The organism is Aeromicrobium sp. Leaf272, from assembly GCF_001422865.1.
Lineage (GTDB): Bacteria > Actinomycetota > Actinomycetes > Propionibacteriales > Nocardioidaceae > Aeromicrobium.
Genome location: NZ_LMMY01000001.1, coordinates 69,434 through 86,245 on the forward strand (window position 1 = coordinate 69,434; position 16,812 = coordinate 86,245).

17 protein-coding genes are annotated in these 16,812 nt (G+C 72.8%); 5 read left to right on the forward strand and 12 right to left on the reverse strand.

Features of this window, described 5'->3' with window-relative positions; all coding sequences use genetic code 11:
- Positions 1-310: 310 nt before the first annotated feature.
- Positions 311-988 (reverse strand): Crp/Fnr family transcriptional regulator, encoded by a 678-nt coding sequence (locus ASF38_RS00365; protein WP_055970009.1) that lies wholly within the window; start codon positions 986-988, stop codon positions 311-313.
- Positions 989-1,089: 101 nt separating this feature from the next.
- Here ASF38_RS00365 and nth point away from each other — a divergent pair, with 101 nt between their 5' ends.
- From nth to ASF38_RS00390, 5 genes are read left to right on the forward strand one after another with little or no spacing between them, the layout of a single operon-like run.
- Positions 1,090-1,821, forward strand: a complete 732-nt coding sequence (gene nth / locus ASF38_RS00370) for an endonuclease III (RefSeq protein ID WP_055970006.1) — start codon at positions 1,090-1,092, stop codon at positions 1,819-1,821.
- On the forward strand, positions 1,818-2,456 hold the full coding sequence (locus ASF38_RS17340) for a TlpA disulfide reductase family protein (protein WP_056572898.1): 639 nt from the start codon (positions 1,818-1,820) through the stop codon (positions 2,454-2,456). The genes nth and ASF38_RS17340 overlap by 4 nt, the downstream gene beginning before the upstream one ends.
- A complete protein-coding gene (locus ASF38_RS00380) occupies positions 2,453-3,151 on the forward strand; it encodes a CoA pyrophosphatase (protein ID WP_055970000.1) in 699 nt (232 codons plus the stop codon). Before ASF38_RS17340 ends, ASF38_RS00380 begins: the two co-directional genes overlap by 4 nt.
- A complete protein-coding gene (locus tag ASF38_RS00385) occupies positions 3,148-4,323 on the forward strand; it encodes a MarP family serine protease (RefSeq protein ID WP_055969997.1) in 1,176 nt (391 codons plus the stop codon). The genes ASF38_RS00380 and ASF38_RS00385 overlap by 4 nt, the downstream gene beginning before the upstream one ends.
- Entirely contained in the window at positions 4,323-5,138 is an 816-nt protein-coding gene (locus ASF38_RS00390) for a hypothetical protein (RefSeq protein WP_056572902.1), read from the forward strand. The genes ASF38_RS00385 and ASF38_RS00390 overlap by 1 nt, the downstream gene beginning before the upstream one ends.
- A gap of 9 nt (positions 5,139-5,147) precedes the next feature.
- On the opposite strand, the gene ASF38_RS00395 is transcribed toward ASF38_RS00390, so the two are convergent.
- The 11 genes from ASF38_RS00395 to ASF38_RS00445 form a co-directional block, all read right to left on the reverse strand.
- On the reverse strand, positions 5,148-5,591 hold the full coding sequence (locus tag ASF38_RS00395) for a phage holin family protein (protein ID WP_055969992.1): 444 nt from the start codon (positions 5,589-5,591) through the stop codon (positions 5,148-5,150).
- Positions 5,592-5,987: 396 nt separating this feature from the next.
- A complete protein-coding gene (acs, locus tag ASF38_RS00400) occupies positions 5,988-7,994 on the reverse strand; it encodes an acetate--CoA ligase (protein ID WP_200914345.1) in 2,007 nt (668 codons plus the stop codon).
- 184 nt (positions 7,995-8,178) lie between these two features.
- Entirely contained in the window at positions 8,179-9,813 is a 1,635-nt protein-coding gene (locus ASF38_RS00405; RefSeq protein WP_055969731.1) for a cation acetate symporter, read from the reverse strand.
- Positions 9,810-10,148: a DUF485 domain-containing protein gene (locus ASF38_RS00410; protein WP_082480128.1), complete on the reverse strand. Its 339-nt coding sequence runs from the start codon at positions 10,146-10,148 to the stop codon at positions 9,810-9,812. Before ASF38_RS00410 ends, ASF38_RS00405 begins: the two co-directional genes overlap by 4 nt.
- A 306-nt stretch (positions 10,149-10,454) precedes the next feature.
- Positions 10,455-11,954: a cation acetate symporter gene (locus tag ASF38_RS00415; protein WP_055969727.1), complete on the reverse strand. Its 1,500-nt coding sequence runs from the start codon at positions 11,952-11,954 to the stop codon at positions 10,455-10,457.
- Positions 11,951-12,349: a hypothetical protein gene (locus tag ASF38_RS00420; RefSeq protein WP_055969724.1), complete on the reverse strand. Its 399-nt coding sequence runs from the start codon at positions 12,347-12,349 to the stop codon at positions 11,951-11,953. The genes ASF38_RS00415 and ASF38_RS00420 overlap by 4 nt, the downstream gene beginning before the upstream one ends.
- A 1-nt stretch (position 12,350) precedes the next feature.
- On the reverse strand, positions 12,351-13,115 hold the full coding sequence (locus ASF38_RS00425; protein ID WP_056573107.1) for a LytTR family DNA-binding domain-containing protein: 765 nt from the start codon (positions 13,113-13,115) through the stop codon (positions 12,351-12,353).
- A gap of 20 nt (positions 13,116-13,135) precedes the next feature.
- Complete coding sequence (locus ASF38_RS00430; RefSeq protein ID WP_055969719.1) at positions 13,136-14,266, reverse strand: sensor histidine kinase; 1,131 nt, start codon at positions 14,264-14,266, stop codon at positions 13,136-13,138.
- A 337-nt stretch (positions 14,267-14,603) separates the two neighbouring features.
- Positions 14,604-15,215: an energy-coupling factor transporter transmembrane protein EcfT gene (locus ASF38_RS00435; RefSeq protein ID WP_056572905.1), complete on the reverse strand. Its 612-nt coding sequence runs from the start codon at positions 15,213-15,215 to the stop codon at positions 14,604-14,606.
- A gap of 24 nt (positions 15,216-15,239) precedes the next feature.
- A complete protein-coding gene (locus ASF38_RS00440; RefSeq protein ID WP_055969713.1) occupies positions 15,240-15,935 on the reverse strand; it encodes an energy-coupling factor ABC transporter ATP-binding protein in 696 nt (231 codons plus the stop codon).
- Positions 15,936-15,976: 41 nt separating this feature from the next.
- A complete protein-coding gene (locus ASF38_RS00445; protein WP_056572908.1) occupies positions 15,977-16,585 on the reverse strand; it encodes a biotin transporter BioY in 609 nt (202 codons plus the stop codon).
- Between the last annotated feature and the right edge of the window lie 227 nt (positions 16,586-16,812).

Here is a 16,812-nt window from a genome sequence, read left to right on the forward strand (position 1 = left end):
TGCGTCACCTACCTCTGACGCCCCGGGTCGGTGCGTCACCTACCTCCGACGCCCCAGGACCAGCCCGCAGCATCGGAACTCGGCCGAGCGTGAGCCCGTCCGCCGGTCGAGGCCTTTTCGGAGGCCGAGCCGAGACCCAGCCGAAGGGAGCGCAGCCGCAGGCCGAGACCCAGCCCACGAGGCGCAGCCGCAGGCCGAGACCCAGCCCACGAGGCGCAGCCGCAGGCCGAGACGCAGCCGCAGGACGAAAGGCGTCGCGCACGACGAAGCCCCGGGACCAGCAGGTCCCGGGGCTCGCGGTCGAACGGGGTCAGCGCGCGCGACGCTGCAGACGCTCGAGGTCGAGGATGACCACGGAGCGGGGCTCCAGGCGCAGCCAGCCGCGCGAGGCGAAGTCGGCGAGGGCCTTGTTGACCGTCTCGCGCGAGGCGCCGACGAGCTGGGCCAGCTCCTCCTGCGTGAGGTCGTGGTTGACGTGCACGCCGTCCTCGGCCTTGCGCCCGAAGCGGCTCGCGAGGTCGAGCAGGGCCTTGGCGACACGACCCGGGACGTCGGAGAACACGAGGTCGCCGACGACCTCGTTGGTGCGGCGCAGGCGCCCGGCGAGCTGGTTGAGCAGCGCCATCGCGACCTCGGCGTGGCTCGACAGGACCGGGGTGAGCGCCTCGTGGCTGAGGCTCTGGACCGTCACGTCGGTGACGGAGGTGGCCGTGGCCGAACGCGGTCCGGGGTCGAAGAACGACAGCTCGCCGAACATCTGTCCGGGCCCGAGGATCGCGAGCAGGTTCTCCCGTCCGTCGGGCGACGTGCGCCCGAGCTTGATCTTGCCGTCGGTGACGACGTACAGCTGGTTGCCGTCGTCACCCTCGTTGAAGAGGACCTCGCCACGCTTCAGGCTGAGCGGGGTCATCGAGGCCTCGAGGGCTCCTGCGGCATCGTCGTCGAGACCGGAGAAGAGCGGCGCTTGGCGCAGCACGTCGTCGTTCACAGGCATCCTTATCGGCTGTTGAGTCGGTCACAGTCTGTCCTACCAGGCGCCCGATTGCCACACGCCGGGCCGGTGTCGGTGTCGCCACGTACTCTGGCATCGTGCCGGACGTCGCCCTCGGGGGTTCCCCCAAGCCTCCGACGAGCCTCGTGCGCCGGGCCCGCAAGACCCACCGGGTGCTCGCCGAGACCTATCCGGAGGCAGGCTGCGAGCTCGACTTCGCCACCCCGTTCGAGCTCCTCGTCGCGACCGTGCTGTCGGCTCAGACCACGGATCGGCGGGTCAACGCGGTCACGCCGGTCCTCTTCGCCGCCTACCCCGACGCCACCGCGCTCGCGGCCGCCCCGCGCGAGCACGTCGAGGAGATCATCCGGTCGACGGGCTTCTACCGGGCCAAGACCGACAGCGTCGTCCGGCTCGCCGCGGCCCTGGTCGAGCGGTTCGACGCCGAGGTGCCGCCCCGGCTGCGCGACCTGGTCACGCTGCCCGGGGTGGGACGCAAGACCGCCAACGTGGTGCTGGGCAACGCGTTCGACGTGCCGGGCCTGACCGTCGACACGCACTTCGCGCGGCTCGTGCAGCGCTTCGAGTGGGTCGACCCGGTGACGGCCAAGGACCCGGTCAGGACCGAGCACGCCGTGGCCGCGCTGTTCCCCCGCAAGGACTGGACGATGCTCAGCCACCGCCTCATCTGGCACGGACGCCGCCGCTGCCACGCCCGCAAGCCGGCCTGTGGCGCCTGCCCCGTGGCCCACTGGTGCCCGGCCTTCGGCGCCGGACCCACCGATCCCGTCGAGGCCGAGAAGCTGGTCACCACGCAGGGCCGCGCGTGAGGAGGCTCGCCATCGCCGTCGTCGCGACGGCCCTGCTGCTCACCGCCTGCAGCGACGTCGACACCGGACCGGACAAGCCGACCTTCGGCGGCACGGCCGGTCCCGGCGCCCCCGCCGCAGACCCCGACACCACCGCGGCGCGCGCCGCGGCCCAGGACGCCGGCATCCGCCCGTGCTCCGACCTGCGCCTCGACGACGCCCCCGCCTCCGGTGACGCCGCCCTTCCCGAGCTCGAGCTGGCGTGCCTCGGCGCCGACGGCACGGTCGACCTCTCCCGCCTGCGCGGACCGGCGGTCGTGAACCTGTGGGCCAGCTGGTGCAAGCCCTGCCGCGAGGAGCTCCCGCTGCTCGCCCGGCTCGACGAGCGGACCGGGGACCGGCTCACCGTCGTCGGGATCGACGTGCAGGACAGCGACCCGGAGGCGGCCGTGCGGCTCGCGTCCGACGCCGGCGTCACCTATCCCCAGCTCGTCGACCCGGACTCCACCACGCGCGGTCCGTTGCGCGTCGTCGGCCTGCCGCAGACGGTCTTCGTCGACGCGCAGGGAAGAATGGTCGCCACCGAGCGGGTCCCGTTCACCTCGTACGACGACCTGACCGCCGCCGTCCGTCAGCACCTGGAGGTCCAGCCGTGAGCCCTGAGGCCTCCGCGGGGCGCGCGCCGGCCGACGGCCCCACGCCGTCCGGGCTTCCCGACTGGCTCGTGCCGCTCGCCGACCTGGCCGGCTCGGTGCAGGCCGAGCAGCTGGCACCCCGGTTCCCGCACCCTCCGCCCGACGCCCGACCGGCCGCCGTCCTCATCTGCTTCGCCGACGGTGAGCACGGTCCCGAGCTGCTGCTCACCGAGCGCGCGCCGACGTTGCGCAACCACGCCGGCCAGATCTCCTTCCCGGGCGGGGCGTGCGACCCCGACGACGCCGACGCGGCGGCCACGGCCCTGCGCGAGGCCCAGGAGGAGGTCGGGCTCGACCCCGCCCAGGTCACGGTCTTCGGCACGCTCCCCACGCTCTGGCTGCCGCCCAGCAACTTCGCCGTGACCCCGGTGCTCGGCTACTGGTCGGCGCCGCGTCGGCTCGAGCCGGTCTCGGCGGCCGAGGTGGGGCACGTGATCCACCACCCCCTCCGGCTGCTCGTCGACCCCGACAACCGGTTCAGCGTCGAGCACCCGTCGGGCTGGCGCGGTCCGGCGTTCGAGATCGGCACCGAGATGCCGCTGTGGGGCTTCACCGCCGGCATCATCTCGAGGCTGTTCGAGCGGCTCGGCTGGGCCGAGCCGTGGGACGACACCGTGACCCGCGCCCTGCCCGAGCCGCCGGAGGCGTCGTCATGAGCTCCCTCGACGTCATCATCGCCGTCCTGCTCGTGGCCTACGCGGTCTCGGGGTACGTGCAGGGGTTCGTGGTCAACCTGGTGGCCACCACGGGCCTCGTGGTCGGCGGCGCCGGCGCCATCTGGCTCGTCCCGCGCCTGCTCGACCGGCAGGACCCCTCCCTGACCACCTCGCTGCTGGGCCTCGGCATCGTCATCGGCGCGGCCGCCGTCGGGCAGGCGGTCGGCACGTACGTCGGCACCGACCTGCGCGGCGGCCTCAGGGCCTCGCCCCTGCGCGCGGTCGACGCGGTCGGCGGTGCCGCGCTGAGCATGGTCGCGGTCCTCGTCGCGTCCTGGGCGCTCGGCTACGCGGTCAGCGGCACCTCCATCCCGTACCTGGCCAAGGCGTCGCGCGACTCCACCGTGCTGGCCAAGGTCGACTCCGTCATGCCCGGTGCCGCCACCGACACGCTGCGTGCCTTCAGCCGGACCCTCGACGCGAACCTCTTCCCGCGGTACATCGACCCGTTCGCCGACGAGACCATCACGGCCGTCGGACCGCCCGACGACGCCACGCTCTCGCAGCCGGGGGTGCGTGAGGCGTCGCGCAGCGTGGTCAAGATCCTCGGCTCGGCCGAGTGCGGGCGGGGCATCGAGGGGTCGGGGTTCGTGTACGCCCCGGGTCGCGTCATGACCAACGCCCACGTCGTGGCCGGGGTCGACGACCCGACCGTCACGGTCGAGGGCGAGCGGCGCCTCGACGGGCGCGTCGTCGTCTTCGACCCCGAGCTCGACCTCGCCGTGATCGCCACCGACGACCTCGGCGTGCCCGCCCTCGAGCTCGACACCTCCGGTGTGGCCGGCCAGGAGGCGGCTGTGCTGGGCTACCCCGAGAACGGACCGTTCGACGCGCGGGCGGCCCGGATCCGCTCGCAGCTCACGTTGCGCAGCCCCGACATCTACGACCGCGGACAGGTGCTGCGCGAGGCGTTCTCGGTGCGCAGCCTGGTCCGCTCCGGCAACTCCGGCGGACCGCTCGTGAGCACCGACGGCGCGGTGCTCGGCGTCATCTTCGCGGCCTCGGTGTCCGACAGCTCCACCGGCTACGCCGTCACCGCCGAGCAGGCGCAGGACGACGCACGCGAAGGCATCTCCGCCGACCGGGCCGTCGACACCGGGAGGTGTGCCTGATGCGCGGACTGCTGGCCACGGTGGCCGGGCTCGTGGCCGTGGTGGCGCTCGCCGTCGCCCTCCCGGCGGCCTGGACGAGCACCTACGTCGAGGACGAGGAGGGGTTCGTCTCGCTGTCGCGCGACGTGACCGGGACGGCCGCGGTGCGCGACAGTGCCGCGGCCCTCGTGGCCGACCGGCTCGTGGAGCAGGCCGGCCTGCCCTCGCAGGTGGCCGAGTCCGGACGTCGTCTGCTCGAGGAGGCGGCGGACCGCGCCCTCGCCGACCGCCGCGTCGCCGCCGCCTGGGAGGAGACGCTGCGACGCACGCACGCCGCCCTGCTCGACGACCCGGCCGCCGGCTCGGCCCCCTCGACCGTCCCGCTCGACCTCGCCCCGCTCGCCGCCCTGGTGGCCGACCGCTCCGACGGCCTGGTGCAGGCGCCCGACCAGCTGGTGGTGGAGGTGGCCGGCGGCCCGTCGGGCACCTCGCTGCGTGCCGTCGACGCGAGCCCGCGCCTGGCGCTGGGTGCCGGGGCGGTGGCGGCGGTCGCCGCGGCGGTGGCGCTGCTGGCGGCCCGGCGTCGTTCCGTCGTCCTCGTCTGGCTCGGGGTCGGCGCGGCCGTGGCCGCGGGCGCCGACGCCGCCCTCGCGCGGCTCGTGCGTGACCGCGCGGTCTCCGACGCCGGTGCGAGCGGCCTGCAGGCCGACCTGCTCCGCGCCCTGGCCGACGTCGGCGTGACGTCGTTCGACGGGTGGCTCGTCTGGACCGCCCTCGGCGGGGCCGTGGCGGTCGTGCTCGGCGTGGTCGGCGCGCTCGTGGGGCGGCGCGCGTAGCGGCCGGCTCTAGCGTCGGGCCGCGCCGCTTCCCTGGTGCTGGCCCTTGAGCGCCGCGGGGATCTGCTTGGCGGTGGCGATCGTCTTCTGCGGTGCGCGGATCTTCTTCATGAGCCGCACGCCCACCAGGACCAGGACGCCGGCGAGCAGCACGTAGGCGCCGGCCACGATCAGGAAGCACCACGCGGGGTGCAGGCCGGTCATCGACAGCAGGAACGCGAAGGCGATCGAGACCAGGATGATCACCAGCAGCCCGATGAACCCGGCGACGGCGAAGAGTGCCGCGCCCACGCCGCCGGCCTTCGCGCTGACCACGAGCTCGCTCTTGGCCAGGGCGATCTCGGACTGGACGAGCGCGGAGATGTCACGACTGGCGTCGGCGACGAGCCGACCGATCGTCGGCTCGTCCTGCTGCTCCGGCTGGATCGGTCGCACGGGCTCGCGATGACTCATGACGCCACCCCCGTCGAAGGAGCATGGTACGGGCGTGTCGTCATGACGTGTCGGTGCTTCGCTCGCTGGCGCTCGCTCATGGGACGACCCTACCGGCGGTCAGCGGTGTGGCGCGCGGCCACCGGCGGGCCGCGACGACGATCAGGAAGATGGGTCAGGCGCCGAGGAGGCGCAGCAGCACGCCCGTGAGGGAGGCCCCGGCGACCACCGAGGCAGCGAACACGATGTCGATGCGGGATGAGGAGTCCATGGCTCCAGCCTCCCCGGCCCGGATGAGGAACGGCTGAACGGAACCTGACCCCGTGCTGTCGATTCCCCGACCCCTGCACGTCGCACCAGCACGACGCCCCCGCACCGGGTGGCGTGGGGGCGTCGTGGCGAGCGTGGACCGGGAGGTCAGTCCTCCTGGTTCTTGCTGTCGCCGATGCCGGCGGAGATGAGGTCCATCACCGACGAGTCGGCCAGGGTGGTGGCGTCGCCGACCTCGCGGTTCTCGGCGACGTCGCGCAGCAGGCGGCGCATGATCTTGCCCGACCGGGTCTTGGGCAGCTCGGGCACGACCATGATCTGGCGCGGCTTGGCGATCGGGCCGATCTCCTTGGCCACGTGGTTGCGCAGCTCGGCGACCACGTCCTCGCCCCCGTCACCCGCGGACTCGCGGAGGATGACGAACGCGCACACGGCCTGGCCGGTGGTCTCGTCGGCGGCACCGACCACGGCCGCCTCGGCGACCTTCGGGTGCGAGACGAGCGCCGACTCGATCTCGGTGGTCGAGAGCCGGTGGCCCGAGACGTTCATGACGTCGTCGACCCGGCCGAGCAGCCAGATGGCGCCGTCGTCGTCCTTCTTGGCGCCGTCGCCGGCGAAGTAGTAGCCCTGGGCCTTGAACCGCGACCAGTAGGTCTCCTCGTAGCGGTCGTCGTCGCCCCAGATGGTGCGGAGCATCGACGGCCACGGCTCGGTGATCACCAGGTAGCCGCCCTCGCCGTTGCCGACGGGGTTGCCGGCGTCGTCGACGACCTCGGCGGTGATGCCGGGGAACGCCGTCATCGCCGATCCCGGCTTGGAGGCGGTGACGCCGGGCAGGGGGGTGATCATGTGGGCGCCGGTCTCGGTCTGCCACCACGTGTCGACGATCGGGGTCGCCCCGGCGCCGATGGTGTCGCGGTACCAGACGTAGGCCTCGGGGTTGATCGACTCACCGACCGTGCCGAGGATCCGCAGGCTCGAGAGGTCGTGCTCGGCGGGGATCTGCTCGCCCCACTTCATGCACGTGCGGATCGCGGTGGGCGCGGTGTAGAAGAGGCTGACCTTCTTGTCGGCGATGATCTCCCACCAGCGGCCCTTGTGCGGGGTGTCGGGGGTGCCCTCGTAGAGCACCTGCGTGGCGCCGTTCGCCGTCGGGCCGTACGTGATGTAGGAGTGTCCGGTGATCCAGCCGACGTCGGCGGTGCACCAGTACACGTCGTCGCTCTTGTGGTCGAACGTCGCCCAGAACGTGTACGCCGCCTGGGTCAGGTAGCCGGCCGACGTGTGCAGGATGCCCTTGGGCTTGCCCGTGGTGCCCGACGTGTACATGACGAAGAGCGGGTGCTCGCTGTCGAACTCGGTGAAGCGGTGGTCGGTGGACGACTCGTCGACGACCTCGTGCCACCACACGTCGACGTCACCGTTCCACGGGACGTCCTCGCCGGTGCGGCGGACCACGAGCACGTTCTCGACGGGCGAGGCGTCGCCCAGCTTCGCCAGCGCGTCGTCGACCGCAGGCTTGAGCGCGGAGGCCTTGCCGCGGCGGTAGCCGCCGTCGGCGGTGATGACCAGCTTGGCCTCGCAGTCCTCGACCCGGCTCGCGAGCGCGTCGGAGGAGAAGCCGCCGAAGACGACGGTGTGGACGGCGCCGACGCGTGCCGAGGCGAGCATCGCGATGACGGCCTCGGGGATCATCGGCATGTAGATGGCGATCCGGTCGCCGGCCTCGACGCCGAGCTCCTCGATGGCGTTGGCGGCCTTGGACACCTCGTCCTTGAGCTGGGCGTAGGTCAGGTCGCGCGTGTCGCCGGGCTCGCCGACGAAGTGCAGGGCCACCTTCTCGCCGTCGCCGTTCTCGACGTGGCGGTCGACGCAGTTGTACGCCACGTTCAGCTTCCCGCCCACGAACCACTTCGCGAAGGGCGGGTTGCTCCAGTCGAGCACCTCCTCGAAGTCGGTGCCCCACGTCAGGCGGTGCGCGGCGTCGGCCCAGAAGCCGAGGCGGTCGGCGTCGGCGGACTCGTACACGTCGGCCTTCACGTTGGCCTGCGCGGCCAGGTCGGCGGGGGGCTCGAAGACGCGGTCCTCACGGGACAGGTTGCTGATGCCGTGCTCGCTCACAAGGTTCTCCTCGATCAGGGGGTACGTCTGCATGGTGGCTCAGGTGACAGGGTGCTTCAACTGCGGTTGCGCGGGGGTTGCCCGTTCGCCGGCACCGAGGTCGCTGCACCGGTGCCGTGGTGGCGGTGTCGTCGTGCGGGGTCGGGACGCCCCTGGACACGTCCCGACCCCACCCTTGCGCCTGCGGGGGCCCGGCGCGAACCGGGCCCCCGCGACGTCACTTCTCGGCGCCCGCTCCGGTGAGGGACCGGACCTCGAGCTCGGCGAACCGTGCCTCGCTCTCGGTCTCCTTCGAGGTGACCGTGCCCAGCCAGCCCATGAAGAAGCCGAACGGGATCGAGACGATGCCGGGGTTCTGCAGCGGGAACCAGGCGAAGTCCACCGTCGTGAACAGTGCCGTCTCCGAGCCCGACACCACGGGGCTGAAGACGACCAGCCCCACGGCTGACACGAGTCCGCCGTAGATGCTCCACGTCGCTCCGCGGGTGTTGAACCGCTTCCAGAACAGGTTGTAGAGCAGGGCCGGCAGGTTCGCCGAGGCCGCGACCGCGAAGGCCAGCGCCACCAGGAAGGCGACGTTGAGCTTCTGGCCGGGGATGGCCAGGGCGATCGCGACGCCGCCGATGAAGAAGGCCGCGATCCGCGCCACCTTCACCTCCTGCGCCCCGGTGACCTCACCCTTCTTGATCACGTTGGCGTACAGGTCGTGCGCGACCGACGACGCCGACGTCAGCGTCAGGCCGGCGACCACCGCGAGGATCGTCGCGAAGGCGACGGCCGAGATGAGGGCCAGCAGGATGGCGCCACCTGTCGTGCCGGCGCCACCACCGACGGCCTCCGCGAGCAGCGGGGACGCCAGGTTGCCGCCGGACTCGACGATGCGGTCCTTCGCGTCGCCCGTGACGAGCGCCGCGGCACCGAAGCCGAGGACGAGCGTCAGCAGGTAGAAGGTGCCGATGATGCCGATCGCCCAGAGCACCGAGACGCGGGCCTGCTTGGAGGTGGGCACCGTGTAGAAGCGCACCAGGATGTGCGGCAGGCCGGCCGTGCCGAGCACCAGCGCGATGCCGAGCGAGACGAAGTCGATCTTGCTCGTCAGGCTGACGCCGTACTTGAGGCCGGGCTCGAGGAAGGCGCTGCCCTGGCCGCTGTTGTCGGCCGCCTGGCCGAGCAGGTCGGACAGGTTGAAGTTGAACTTCGCGAGCACGAGGGCGGAGATGAGGATCGTGCCGAACATCAGCAGCACGGCCTTGACGATCTGCACCCAGGTGGTGCCCTTCATGCCACCGAACACGACGTACACGATCATCAGCACCCCGACGCCGGCGATGGTGAAGTTCTTCGCCGCCGCGGAGTCGACGCCCAGCAGGAGTGCCACGAGGGCGCCCGCGCCGACCATCTGGGCCAGGAGGTAGAAGATCGACACGACGATCGTCGACGTGGCCGCCGCGGTACGGACGGGCCGCTGCCGCATGCGGTAGGCGAGCTGGTCGGCCATGGTGAAGCGGCCGGAGTTGCGCAGGAGCTCGGCGATGAGCAGCAGCGCCACGAGCCAGGCGACGAGGAACCCGATGGAGTACAGGAAGCCGTCGTAGCCCGAGAGCGCGATGGCGCCGGAGATGCCGAGGAACGAGGCGGCCGACATGTAGTCGCCGCCGATGGCGAAGCCGTTCTGGAGGCCGCTGAAGGACCGTCCACCGGCGTAGTAGTCGGCGGCCGTCTTGGTGTTGCGGCTTGCCCAGAAGGTGATGCCGACGGTCAGGAGGACGACGAGGAGGAACAGCGTCGCCGTGAGGGCCTGGTGGCTGCCGGAGTCCGAGGAGGCGGCGGCGATCAAGGTCTGCGTGCTCACTGGCCGACCTCCTTGTCGAAGCCGACGAGCAGCTCGCCCGCGATGGGATCCATCTCGCGGGCCGAGTAGCGGGCGTACCACCAGGCGATGCCGAAGGTGGTCGCGAACTGCAGCAGGCCGAACAGCAGGGCGATGTTGATGTTGCCGAACACCTTGGTGCCCATGAATCCGGGCGCCCAGTTCGAGCACACGACGTAGAGGAGGTACCAGAGCATGAACGTCACCGTCATCGGGACGACGAACTTCAGGTACCGCCGCCGGAGCTCTGCGAACTCCGGCGTGGAATGGATGCGCTCGTAGGCCGCATGGACCTCGGGCGTGATCTTCTCAGCCACGGGTGGGCACCTCGTCTTCTGCGTGGGGTGGATGTCTGACCGGAGGGAACCGTCGCCGGTGTGACGTGGGTCCCACGGAGCGACGCTAGGGAGCGCGCACACCTGTGCGCCAGGTCACAACGACTCCTGTGCGGTCGGTGCCACGAGGGCTGCGGTGCGCGGCGCGGACGGTGCGACGAGCGGCGGTTCACGCGCGACGAGCGGTGTCGCTCTCTCCCACCCAGGGGTGGATCGTCAGCGAGGTGTCCGTGGTCGAGGATCCACCGATGCAGCCCCTGGTGGTGAGGATCCACCGATGGGGAGGGGTCAGCGCTGGACGTCGATGCGCTCGGGGGTGTGCAGGCGCACCATGGTGCGGGCGACGGTGCTCGGGACGCGGTCGCGCGTGAGCAGCGAGACGCCGATCATGAGGCCGAAGCCGACGGGCACGCTCCACATGGCCGGCTGTGCGGCGAGGGTGCCCACCCAGCCGTCGGGACGGGCGGAGATGGCCACCACGGTGCCGAGCAGGGCGCTGAGGCCGCCCCCGGCCATGCCCGCCAGGGCACCCGGCGCAGTGAGCCCGCGCCACCAGATCCCGAGCACGAGCAGCGGGCAGAACGTCGAGGCGGCCAGGGCGAAGGCGAACGTCACCGAGCTCGCGACCGGGATCGGCTCGGCCACGAGGGCGAGGCCCAGCGGCACGAGCACGCAGACGGCCGCCGCGAGGCGCAGCGACGTGATGGGCGAGACCCGCCCGGCCAGCGGGCCGGCCGACGCGAGGCTCTGGCCGACGACGCCGGCGATCGCCATCGTCAGCCCGGAGGACGTGGAGAGGAACGCCGCGAACGCCCCCGCGGTCACGAGGGCCGAGAGCACCTCGCCGAGACCACCGCCGAGCACCCGTCCGGGCAGCTCGAGCACCACGGTGTCCGCCCGCCCGGAGGTCACCAGGTCCGAGGCGTACACCCGGCCGAGGACCCCGTAGACGGTCGGCAGGAGGTAGAAGCCGCCGATCAGTGCCAGCACGATGAGCGTGGTGCGACGCGCCGCATGACCGTCGGGGTTCGTGTAGAAGCGCACCACCACGTGCGGCAGGCCCATCGTGCCGAGGAACGTCGCGATCATCACCGAGTACGTCGTGTAGAGGCCCTGGGCGTCCGTGGTGCCCCACGGCTCGAACCAGGCCTCGGGCGCGACCGGGGACGGGGCGCCGTCGAGCGCCCACGCGCGCAGCAGGAAGACGGCGGGCACGAGGAGGGCGGTCAGCTTGAGCCAGTACTGGAAGGCCTGCACGAAGGTGATGCTCCGCATGCCGCCGGCCACGACGTTGACCACGACGATCGTCGCGACCAGGGCCATCCCCAGCCAGCCGGGTGCGCCGCTGACGGTCCGCAGCGTCAGCCCGGCGCCCTGGAACTGCGGCATCAGGTACAGCCAGCCCACGCCGACCACGAGGAGGGTGGCCGCCCGACGCACCGCCTTCGACTGCAGCCGGACCTGCGCGAAGTCCGGGATCGTGTACGCACCGGAGCGGCGCAGCGGTGCGGCAACGAGCACGAGCAGCAGCAGGTACCCCGCGGTCCAGCCGATCGGGTACCAGAGCACGTCGGGCCCCGAGGCGAGCACGAGCCCGGCGACCCCGAGGAACGAGGCGGCCGAGAGGTACTCGCCGCCGATCGCCGAGCTGTTGAGCGCCGGTGAGACCGAGCGCGACGCCACGTAGAAGTCGCTCGTCGTGCGGCTCACCCGCAGGCCGAAGGCCCCGATGCCGAGCGTGGCGATCGACACGAGCGCCACGGCCGCCACGGCGTAGGACGTGTTCACCGGTGCTCGGCCGCCTCGACGAGGGCGGCGAAGTCGGCCTCGGCGCGCTCGGCCCGCCGCACGTACACCCAGCCGACGAGCAGCAGCGCGGGGTAGACGAGCACGCCGAGGACGATCCACGGCAGCGGCACCGGTCCCACCTGGGTGCGGGCGAGGCCCGGCAGGAGCGTGAAGGCGAGCGGCAGCGACCCGATGCCCACGGCCAGGAGCGTGACGACGGCCAGCGCCGAGCGCAGCTGGGTGCGCACGAGCGAGCGGATGTACACCTCGCCGACGCCGGTCTCCTCGTCGATCTCCTCCCGTGCGCTGCGGCGCACGTGCGCCGGGGCCGTCGACAGCGGGCTCGTGATCCGCACCCGCCCCGACGACGGGGGCTGCTCGGGCGTCGCGTCCACGTCAGCGGCTCCGGTCGTGGATCCGGTCGCGCAGGAGCGGGGTGTGGCGTCGCGAGACCTGCAGCTCGGTGAGCTCGTCGCCGCGGGGCACCACCACGCTGCAGCGGCCGGCCTGCATGCGGACCTCGCGGACGTGTGCGAGGTTCACGGCGATGCTGCGGTGGATGCGCACGAAGCCGGCGTCGGACCAGGCGTCGACGAGACCGGTCAGGGGGGTGCGCAGCAGGTGGCCGTGGCCGTCGGCGGTGTGCAGCCGCACGTAGTCGCCCTGCGCCTCGACGTGCGTGATGGTGGAGCGCCGCACGAAACGGGTCACACCACCGAGCTCGACGGGGATCGTCTCGTCGGTCTCGGGTGTCGCCTCCCCGACGTCGACGGCCCGCCGGATGCTCTCGCGCAGACGCTCCTCGCGGATGGGCTTGAGGAGGTAGTCGACGGCGCCCAGCTCGAAGGCGTCGACCGCGTGGTTGTCGTGCGCCGTGACGAACACGATCCGCGGCGGCGTGCGGAACTGCCCGACGATGCGGGCCACGTCGATGCCGGACAGGCCCGGCATCGCGACGTCGAGGAACGCGAGGTCGATCCGGTCGGCCTCGAGCTTGCGCAGGGCCTCGGCCCCGGAGCGGGCCGTCTCGACGACGCCGACGCGGTCGTCGCGCCCGAGCAGGTAGACGAGCTCGTCGAGCACGGGCTGCTCGTCGTCGACGACGAGCGCGCGCAGGCCCGGAGCGGGCTCGGCGTGGCGCGTGCCGGCGACGTCGTCCATCCGGGGAGTGTAGAGCGACATCACGTCCGCGCGTCGGGCGAGAACTTCGGGATCCGCAGCGAGACCTTCGTGCCGAGGCCGGGGGCCGTCTCGACCACGATCCCGTGGTCGTTGCCGTAGACGGCGCGCAGGCGCTGGTCGACGTTGGCCAGCCCGATCGACCCGCCGCTCGCCCGACCGGCGAGGGCCTCGCGCACCACGTCGGGGTCGCTGCCCACGCCGTCGTCCTCGATCTCGATGAGACAGGCGGTGCCGACGTCGCGCGCGACGACCGTGATGTGTCCGGGGCCGTCCTTCGGCTCGATGCCGTGGCGCACCGCGTTCTCGACGAGGGGCTGCACCGCCAGGAAGGGCAGGGCGACGTTGAGCACCTCGGGCGCCACGCTCGACGTCACGCGCAGGCGGTCCCCGAAGCGGGCGTTCTCCAGCGCCAGGTACCGCTCGATCGACAGCAGCTCGTCGGCGAGGGTCGTGAAGTCGCCGTGGCGACGGAAGGAGTAGCGCGTGAAGTCCGCGAACTCCAGGAGCAGGCCGCGCGCCCGCTCGGGGTCGGTCCGCACGAACGAGGCGATCGCGCCGAGGGAGTTGTAGATGAAGTGGGGGGAGATCTGGGCCCGCAGGGCGCGCAGCTCGGCCTCCATGAGCGCGGTCCGCGACGCGGCCAGCTCGCTCAGCTCGAGCTGGCTGGACATCCAGCGGGCCACCTCGGTGGTGGCTCGGACGATGCCGGCGGCGGGGTGGCTCGTGAGCACCACGAGCGTGCCGACGACCAGCTCGTCGACCACGAGCGGGGCGACCACCGCGCGGTCGGAGGCCTGGGTGCGGCCCTCGGCCAGCACGGCCTCCACGAGGGGCGCGGCCAGGGCGTGGTCGCCCTCGCCCGAGGAGGCGAGCACGCCGGTGCCGTCGGTCAGTGCGGCGGGAGCCCCGCCCAGCAGGGCCCGGACGTGGGGCAGGGCGCCGGCTGCGCCGTCGGCGTCCAGCCCGGCCCGCAGGGCCGGAGCGGCCAGCGAGGCGGTGTGCAGGGTGGCGTAGGTCGCCAGGTCGTCGGGCCCGCCGAGGGCGGCGTCGGGGCGGCGTGACCGGACCCAGACGAGCCCCACGAGCGCCGTCACGATCACGCCGACGACGGCACCGAGCAGCGCATCCATCCCAGGACCGTAGCGCCTGGGTCGCGCAGTGGCGGTCGGTCGCGGTCGGGCTGCGTCGCTGTGGCTGGGCGTCGGGGCGGGGCTGCGTTGCTGTGGCTGGGCGTCGGGGCGGGGCTGCGTTGCTGCGGCTGGGTCTCGCGGCGGCCTCCGAAAGGCCTCGACGGAGCGGGAGCGTCGGGCTCGTCCGAGCTCCCCCGCTCCCACTCCGCGTTGTGGCGACTTCGCGTCGATCTCGCGGCGATCGATCGACTCCAACGCGTCAGAACGCGCGTTTCGGACAGTTTCGGGGCGTTCGAACCCCTCCAACCGCCCCGGAAGTGTCCGAATCGGGGGCCCGTCAGTCGCCGAGGCCGCGCGCGGCGAGGGCGTCGCCGACGTCGTGGGCGTGGGCGACCGTGCGCACGGCGAACGGCGCGAGGGTGGCGCGGGGGCTGCGCTCGAGGCCACGGGCCTTCGCGGCCTCGCGGGTCTCGTCGAACAGCGTCATGACGGTGGGGATGGAGGAGATCGCCAGCGAGAAGGCGAGCGCGACGCGTTCGGGATCGACCCCGAGGGGGCGCAGCACGCCCGCGATGCGCACGATCGCGTCGAGCAGGTCGTCGGTGGCGGTCGTCGCGGTGAAGGTCGTGGCGAGCACGACGAGGGTCAGCGTCGTCGCCACGATCTCGACGGCCACCGGCCAGCCCCGCTGCCACGTCTGGAAGGCCGCCAGGACGGCGAGCACGACGAGGAGCGGGCGGATCCCCAGGGCCAGCGAGCGCCACGGCACCCCGGCGTGCACGGCCACGCCGGTCGCGAGGCCGAGCGCGACGACCGGTGGCCAGGGCCCGCGCAGGGCCACCACCAGCACGCCGACGACCACGACCCCGAGCAGCTTGCGACCGGTCGGGACCCGGTGCCAGATCGAGTCGCCGGGCACGTGCAGCCCCAGGGGGAGGGCCCGCCTCATCGACGCCGCCTCATCGAGCCCGCCTCATCGCCGGGCGCTCTCGACGTAGTGCGCGACGGCGGCCTCCGGGTCGGCGTCGACGCTCACGCGCCCGTCCTCGACCACGAGCGCCCGGTCGCAGCGTCGCGCGAGGGCGAGGTCGTGCGTGACGAGGACGAGCTGCTGGGGCATGGAGAGCAGGCGTTCCTCCACCGCGCGGGCGTTGCGCAGGTCCAGCAGGGTGGTCGGCTCGTCGGCGACCACGACGGACGGCTCGCAGGCGAGCACGCCGGCGAGGGCCAGCATCTGCTGCTGACCGCCCGAGAGCGCGTGGACCGACGTGTCGGCGTGCTCGCCCAGGCCGATGTCGGCGAGCACGGCACGGGCGCGGGCCTCGCGCTCGCGCTTGTCGGGGACGTGACGGCGCAACGACAGCGCCACGTCCTCGAGCACGGTCGGCATCACGAGCTGCGCGGACGGCTGCGTGAACACGAAGCCCACGCGGCGACGCACCGCAGGACCGTCGGTGGCCACGTCGAGCCCGTCGACCCGCACGGTGCCGGTCGACGCCGTGACCAGACCGTTCACCAGCCGCGCGAGCGTGGACTTGCCCGAGCCGTTGGCGCCCACGACGACGACCCGCTGCTCGGTGAGGCGCGCGCTGACGTCCCGCAGCAGCGTCACGTGACCGTCGGCGGTGGGTGCCGTGACGGTGACGTCGGTCAGCTCGATCGTCGCCATGGGGTCAGTCTCGCCCAGCCGTCACGGGGTGCTCGCCGGGGTCATCGCCGCGTGAGCAGCTGCGGGAACGCGCGGTGCACGGCGGCGGCCACGACCGCGGCGACGGCGAGCTTGACCAGATCGGCCGGCACGTAGACCGCGGCGCCCCTGAGCGTCGTCCAGAGCGGGGTGTCGGCGTAGAGGGCGATGCCCAGACCGCCGGCGAACCAGCAGATCGCCTCGCCGACCAGCCCCCCGACGGCGACGACGGCGGCCGTCACGGCCACGCCGGCGGCCCGGGCGCGCTCGACCGCGAAGCCGACCGCGAGGGCGACGAACGGGAACGACCACAGGTACCCGGCGGTGACGCCGACGAACGGGGCGAGACCCGCCTGGCCGCCGGCGAGCACGGGCAGACCGATCGCGCCCAGGGCCAGGTAGAGCGCGATGGCCAGGAACCCGCGCCGCGCGCCGAGCACCCCGCCGGCCAGGAAGACGGCGAACAGCTGCAGGGTGACCGGCACGCCGTTGACGCCGAAGGGCAGGGCGGCCACCACGGCGCACACCGCGGTGAGGGCGGCGAACACCGCCACGAGCGCGAGGTCGGTGGTGGTGAGGCGGCGTGAGCGCGGCGAGGCGGTGCCGGACTGGGGTGTGCTGGTGCTGGGCATCGTGCGTCCTTCGGCCGGTGGTCAGGGGGGTGACCAGGGGACTGAACAGCGTTCAGGTGAACGCCGTTCAGGTAGTGTGGCACATCCGCGACCCGACCGGGAGGAGAGACCACCGTGGCGAACAGCCTCGACGACGTCGTGGCGGGCTCCCTGCGCGTGCTGGACTCCTACGGCCTGGAGTTCTGCACCATGCGCCGGGTGGCCGCCGAGCTCGGCGTGCAGCCCGG